This window comes from Lysinibacillus contaminans (assembly GCF_001278945.1).
Classification (GTDB): Bacteria; Bacillota; Bacilli; order Bacillales_A; family Planococcaceae; genus Lysinibacillus; species Lysinibacillus contaminans.
In genome coordinates this window covers 46,811-48,457 of the sequence record NZ_LGRV01000007.1, presented here as the reverse complement: position 1 = coordinate 48,457, position 1,647 = coordinate 46,811, and the positions used below count along the sequence as shown (strand labels likewise).

The following is a 1,647-nucleotide window of genomic DNA, read 5'->3' as shown; positions in this document are numbered from 1 at the left end:
ATTTGCATTGCACCTAGTACACTACCAGCAAATTTGATGTCATAGCCAATACCCATTGCGAATGGGGCAATATGTTGACTAAAACTAGCAATTGATGTGATGATGAAGAAGAACGCCAATAATGCGAAAAATGCGCTAGATTTTTTGGCTACTGCAGCTGTAACACCTACTGCTGTAACTTGTTGAGCAGAAGAACCTTCATTTGTTTCTACTTCATCCATACCTAATGGTTGTAAACCTTTTTGTTGAGGAGACATTCGAATCACTAATAATACGATTGGAATGATAATGGCCGTTACAGCTATACCTAAAGCGATATACGTAAATCTCCAGCCTTGGGTAGCAATTAAATTACCTACTGTTGGTTGAATGACTGCACCCAATACACCACCGATTGCAACCATGATTCCGATTGCTAAACCATTATGTTTCTTAAACCAGTTATTGATTAAAACAGGACCTGCTATTTGTGTTATAAAAACTGAACCAATGGCCATTGGGATACTGAATAAGTACCAGCCCCACACTGAACTCATTAATCCGAACATTGCGAATGAACCAGCCATTAATATAATCGCAACTATTAAAATTAATTTAATATCATATTTAGCCATTAATTTACCTGCAATAGGTAAGAAAATCATTGTGACAATGGAGGCAATACTGAAGTATAATGTTAAGCTACCCATTCCAATGCCTAAGTCTTGAGTAACTGGTGCTAAGAATAATCCACCTGCAGTAGAAATACCGTTTTTACCCACACCTACCATGATAGATAAGCCGATTAATAACCACCAAGCATAGTGGATTTTTTTCTTTTGTTGATTCATGATGAAGTCCTCATTCTATAATTTATTTGGTTGCTGTTTCGTTCTCACGAAACGGCATTATTTTTGTGATGTAAAAGCAAACTAATATTGATTAGCGTAATTTAATTGATCCGCCATCTACCATAATTGTTTGACCCGTAATATAAGCAGAATCTTCGCTTGCTAAGAATACTGCAACGCGACCGATATCGTCTTCAATTTCACCTAGTCTTCTTAGAGGGATTTTAGAAAGCATTCCTTGGTAATATTCTGGATTTTCTTCTGCCCATTGAAGCATACCTGGTGATTTAGCAATTGGTGCAATAATGTTTACATTGATACCAAATGGACCGAATTCATTTGCTGCTACACGCGTAATTCCACGAATCGCTTCTTTTGCAACTGCATAAGAGGCTTGGTTAACATCTCCGTTAATGCCAGCTCCAGACGCAAAGTTGATGATATTCCCTTTTGTTTCTTTTAAATATGGTAGTGCTGCTTGCATCAAGTAGAATGTTGGATAGAATCCAGTGTTAAATGATAAATCGAAATCTGCTTGAGTTGTATCAGCAATCGAGTTCATTCTTGATGCATGTGCATTGTTTACTAGAATATCTAGCTTGCCGTATCTCTCAACAACTTGCGTCACAATGTTTCCTAGTTTATCGTGCTCTGCAAGGTTTGCTTGAATGAACATAGATTCTGATTGATATTCTTGTAATGTTTTAACAGTTTCATTTCCTACTTCTGCATTTAAGTCCACAATTACAACTGTTGCTCCCTCTTTTACAAAGGCAGTTGCCATTCCCATACCGATACCGCCTGCGCCACCTGTAAT

2 protein-coding genes are annotated in these 1,647 nt (G+C 37.5%); both read right to left on the bottom strand.

The window, feature by feature from the left end; all coding sequences use genetic code 11:
- A partial coding sequence (locus AEA09_RS16520; RefSeq protein ID WP_156312237.1) for an MFS transporter occupies nt 1-830 on the bottom strand: 830 nt, incomplete at its 3' end.
- A 91-nt stretch (nt 831-921) separates the two neighbouring features.
- Nucleotides 922-1,647 (bottom strand): SDR family NAD(P)-dependent oxidoreductase (locus tag AEA09_RS16515; RefSeq protein ID WP_082332711.1); only part of this gene is annotated, 726 nt, incomplete at its 5' end.